Origin of the sequence: Flectobacillus sp. (assembly GCF_049240685.1) — a bacterium.
Classification (GTDB): domain Bacteria; phylum Bacteroidota; class Bacteroidia; order Cytophagales; family Spirosomataceae; genus Flectobacillus.
The window spans coordinates 1-4,166 of sequence record NZ_JBMLSD010000493.1; the positions used below are offsets into that span (position 1 = coordinate 1).

Consider the following 4,166-nt stretch of genomic DNA (forward strand, 5'->3'; position numbering starts at 1 on the left):
CTTTGATTTCGGGCTTATTAGTAGCTAGTGAATTGGATAAAGAAATGAGATAAAACCAATACTTGAACTAGAGTATGTATTTCTAACCTATGTTATGAAATTTAAAGAACTGATTAATAATATAGAACATGTTCATTTTCAGTTATTTGAGCAGGCTACAAAGCAAGTAAATTCTTTACAGACGATAAGAAATTGGCTGATAGGATGGTATATCGTTGAGTTTGAACAAGAAGGAGAGGATAGGGCTAAATATGGGTCAAAATTGTTAGTGAATATCGCCGAGCAAATGAAGCAAAGGCGAATGGTTGGTTTTTCTGATAGAAACCTTCGGCAGTTTAGACAGTTTTATCTTGCTTATCCTCAAATTTGGCAGACAGCGTCTGCCAAATTCAATATAAATTTTTTAACAAGACAAATAAGAATACATAATATTGCTAGAGAAGAGGACTTCTACAACGATTTAATGCTTCCAGTAGAAACACTCATTAATACACTAACTTTTTCGCATTTTATAGAATTACTTCGGTTAGATACACAGTTAAAACGAAGATTTTATGAAATTGAAGTTGTTAAAAACGCTTGGACTGTTAGAGAGTTAGCAAGAGCAATAGATACATTACTTTTCGAGCGCTCTGGGTTTTCAATAGACAAGGTCGGTGTTGTTAAAAATATAGCTAGTAAGTCCAGTATTCAACCTAAAGATTTTGTCAAGAACCCTTATTTCCTTGAATTTTTAGGTCTAGAGGAAAAATTTGAATATAGTGAGAATGATCTAGAAATAGCAATTATAGACCACTTACAAAGTTTCTTGACAGAATTAGGCAGAGGGTTTTGCTTTGAGGCTCGACAAAAGAGAATCACTTTTGGGAATACACATTATCGAATAGACTTGGTTTTCTATCATAGGATATTAAAATGCCATATCTTAATAGATTTAAAAGTTGGTAAATTCGATCATGCAGATTCAGGACAAATGCTTTTGTATTTGAATTATTATCGTAAAAATGAAATGACAGAAGGAGATAATCCTCCTATTGGTATCATTCTATGTGCGGATAAAGATGATGCTTTGGTTGAATATGCTACATCGGGATTAGAGAGCGAACTTTTTGTTTCAAAATATATGCTTCAGCTTCCTGATAAAGCTGCACTTTTGAAGTTTATAAAAGAGGAGCTTGATAAAACTAAATCAATTTAGAATGAGTCATTTTGATAGATTGCTGGGAAAGAATTGTCGTTGATAACGAACTTAAACTCTGAACAATCATTTATCACCCAACCACATACTAACTAAATATTACTAAATCACTTTTAAACCTTTAACGGCAAAGGGGCTTTGGCTTTGATGCAATGATGCTTTAAGGACATGATGGATTTGTATAACACCACGACTTTCGAATGTAGTAAGCTCATTACTGAGCATTACAGTACTTCGTTTACACTAGGTATCAAAACGCTCGATAAGCGTTTTCACTTCCCTATTTATGCGATTTATGGCTTTGTACGTTATGCCGACGAGATTGTGGACACCTTCCATGGTTTTGATAAAAAAACATTGCTAAATACCTTTACCGCTGATACTTTTAAGGCAATTGAAGACAAAATAAGCCTAAATCCTGTTATACATTCGTTTCAAATAGTGGTAAATGAATACAAAATCGAACATGATTTGATTAAGGCATTTTTACACTCTATGGAAATGGATTTGTATCAATCAGAATACAACCAAGTAGGCTATGAGGAGTATATCTATGGCTCGGCTGAGGTGGTAGGGTTGATGTGTTTAAGAGTATTTTGTGAAGGGGATGATGAAATGTATCAAGCCCTTAAAGACGATGCTCGAAGACTAGGTTCGGCGTTCCAAAAAGTGAACTTTTTGCGTGATATTAAATCAGACTTTCAGGAAAGAGGTAGAACTTATTTTCCCAATGTAGATTTTACTAATTTTACCCTAAAAGATAAACAGCTTATTGAAGATGATATTCAGGCTGACTTTGATGCCGCCTACAGAGGTATCATGAATTTGCCTAAAGGTGCCAAAGCCGGGGTTTACTTAGCCTACAAATACTATCTTCGTTTGTTTGATAAAATAAAAGGTTGTCCAGCCTCAAAAATTCAGAATGAAAGAATCAGAGTGCCTGATTTTCAGAAAGTTGCTTTGCTGGCCAAAACTTACTTTCAGTTTAGGCTAAATGTGCTTTGATGGCTTGTATATAGTTTGTAGTAATGGCTCATTGGGTGATTATTTTTATGTGAATTTTACCAGTAAAGACGCAATGTCTTGTGTCTCAAACTAGTTTTATCCATAGAATTATTCCTAAACTGTTCATGAAAAAGGCGGTCGAAAAACAATTTTCGACCGCCTTTTTTGATATTACTATGCTATGTCTGACTCGGCTTAAGACGCAAAGTATTGTCGAATACAAATTGTAAATTCATCACTCAACTCATTCACAATTCACTGATTACATCAATGTATCCCAAAGCAAATACATATTAAAAACTATAATGATAATCGATACGACCCATGAGGTGATTTCTACCAATTTCGAGTTGGCAAATTCTCCCATTTTCTTTTTGGAACTGGTAAACATTACAAGTGGCACTACCGCAAAACTTAATTGAAGCGATAATATTACCTGACTCAAAACCAAAAGTTCTCCTGTCCCTTTTTCTCCGTAAATCAAGGTTACAATCAATGCTGGAATTACTGCTAGCAAACGAGTGATTAGGCGACGTAACCAAGGTTTTAAATGTAAGTTTAAAAAGCCTTCCATTACAATTTGTCCAGCCAAAGTACCTGTCAAAGTAGAATTTTGTCCTGAAGCTAATAAGGCTACAGCAAAACAAATACCCGCCATTTTGACACCCAATACTGGGTCGAGCAAGTGATAGGCATCGTGTATATCTGCTACTTGCTGATTGCCAGAAGTATGAAAAGCAGCTGCCGATACAATCAAAATAGCAGCATTGATAAAAAAGGCAAATCCTAATGAAATAGTAGAATCAATAGTAGCAAATTTGATGGCAGAACGTTTTCCTTCAGTCGACTTTTCAAAATCACGTGTTTGTACAATGCTCGAATGCAAGTACAAATTATGTGGCATAACTGTAGCGCCTAAAATCCCGATGGCTACATAAAGCATATCTGGGTTTACAATGATTTCTTTTTTGGGAACAAGGTTACCTACAATCTGCGAAAACGAAGGGTGCGAAACCGCTATTTCGTAAGAAAAACAAAGGAAAATCATAAAAATCAAGGCAGCTACAATACTTTCCAACATTCTGAATCCTTTGTTTTGAAAATAAAGTAAAACCAAAACATCTAACACTGTTATGACTACCCCAACACTCAAAGGCATTCCGAATAATAAATTTAGAGCAATGGCAGAGCCAATTACTTCAGCCAAGTCGCAAGCAGCAATTGCAACTTCGCAAAGCAACCAAAGAACAATTACCGTTGGTTTAGAATATGCATCACGGCAGGCTTGGGCAAGGTCTTTGCCTGTGGCAATTCCTAGTTTGAGCGATAAATGCTGTAAAAGCATCGCAAACAAATTAGAAATCAAAATAACAGAAAGAAGCGTATAGCCAAATTTAGAGCCACCAGCGATATCTGTAGCCCAATTGCCTGGGTCCATATAGCCAACGGCTACCATTAGTCCTGGTCCTGTAAAAGCCCAAAGCTTTCGCCAAAATGAACCCGTTTTGGGTACATCTATCGAGGCGTATACTTCGGGTAAGGATGGAGTTATATCTTTATTTTTCCAACTCATAGTTTTGGTAATATTAGGTTTTAATCTTTGAGAGTGTTTGTGTATTGAGAAAATGAATGAGACATTTAATTTTCTCAATCAATCAATTTGATTCTTTTTACTTTTGAACAAAATGCTAAGTGATTACTCTAAACTTTGAACAGTAAGGTTTTATTAATTGCTTAACAAACATAAAATGTATTTTCTGTAATTCAAAACAAATTTTTAGATTAGTCTAAAATTTACTTTTGTACAAGTAAAAAATTACCTTTGTATAAATTAAAAGCATCGCTAATAACTTAGTTTACTGAAAGAAGGATTTGTTTTTAAAAAATCAACTAATCGTATCTGTGTTATAAGTTAGTACGCAAAATAAAATTTAAGATTGCGCTTTAAGCTTTCAGGTATCGG

3 protein-coding genes are annotated in these 4,166 nt (G+C 34.8%); 2 read left to right on the forward strand and 1 reads right to left on the reverse strand.

From position 1 onward, the window contains the following. Positions 1–94 precede the first annotated feature (94 nt). Both ACOVQ4_RS22800 and ACOVQ4_RS22805 read left to right on the forward strand, forming a co-directional pair. Complete coding sequence (locus tag ACOVQ4_RS22800; RefSeq protein ID WP_421822887.1) at positions 95–1,198, forward strand: PDDEXK nuclease domain-containing protein; 1,104 nt, start codon at positions 95–97, stop codon at positions 1,196–1,198. Positions 1,199–1,366: 168 nt separating this feature from the next. Beyond that, positions 1,367–2,203, forward strand: coding sequence for a phytoene/squalene synthase family protein (locus ACOVQ4_RS22805; protein WP_421822888.1), 837 nt, complete (start codon positions 1,367–1,369; stop codon positions 2,201–2,203). A 262-nt stretch (positions 2,204–2,465) separates the two neighbouring features. Here the strand turns inward: ACOVQ4_RS22805 and ACOVQ4_RS22810 are convergent, their stop codons facing one another. Continuing rightward, positions 2,466–3,776, reverse strand: coding sequence for an Nramp family divalent metal transporter (locus tag ACOVQ4_RS22810; protein WP_095160094.1), 1,311 nt, complete (start codon positions 3,774–3,776; stop codon positions 2,466–2,468). Positions 3,777–4,166 lie beyond the last annotated feature (390 nt).

Bases quoted from the DNA above. Each gene is read 5' to 3' on its own strand.
- ACOVQ4_RS22800 (WP_421822887.1), top strand. From the start codon at position 95: ATGAAATTTAAAGAACTGATTAATAATATAGAACATGTTCATTTTCAG.
- ACOVQ4_RS22805 (WP_421822888.1), top strand. From the start codon at position 1,367: ATGATGGATTTGTATAACACCACGACTTTCGAATGTAGTAAGCTCATT.
- ACOVQ4_RS22810 (WP_095160094.1), bottom strand. From the start codon at position 3,776: ATGAGTTGGAAAAATAAAGATATAACTCCATCCTTACCCGAAGTATAC.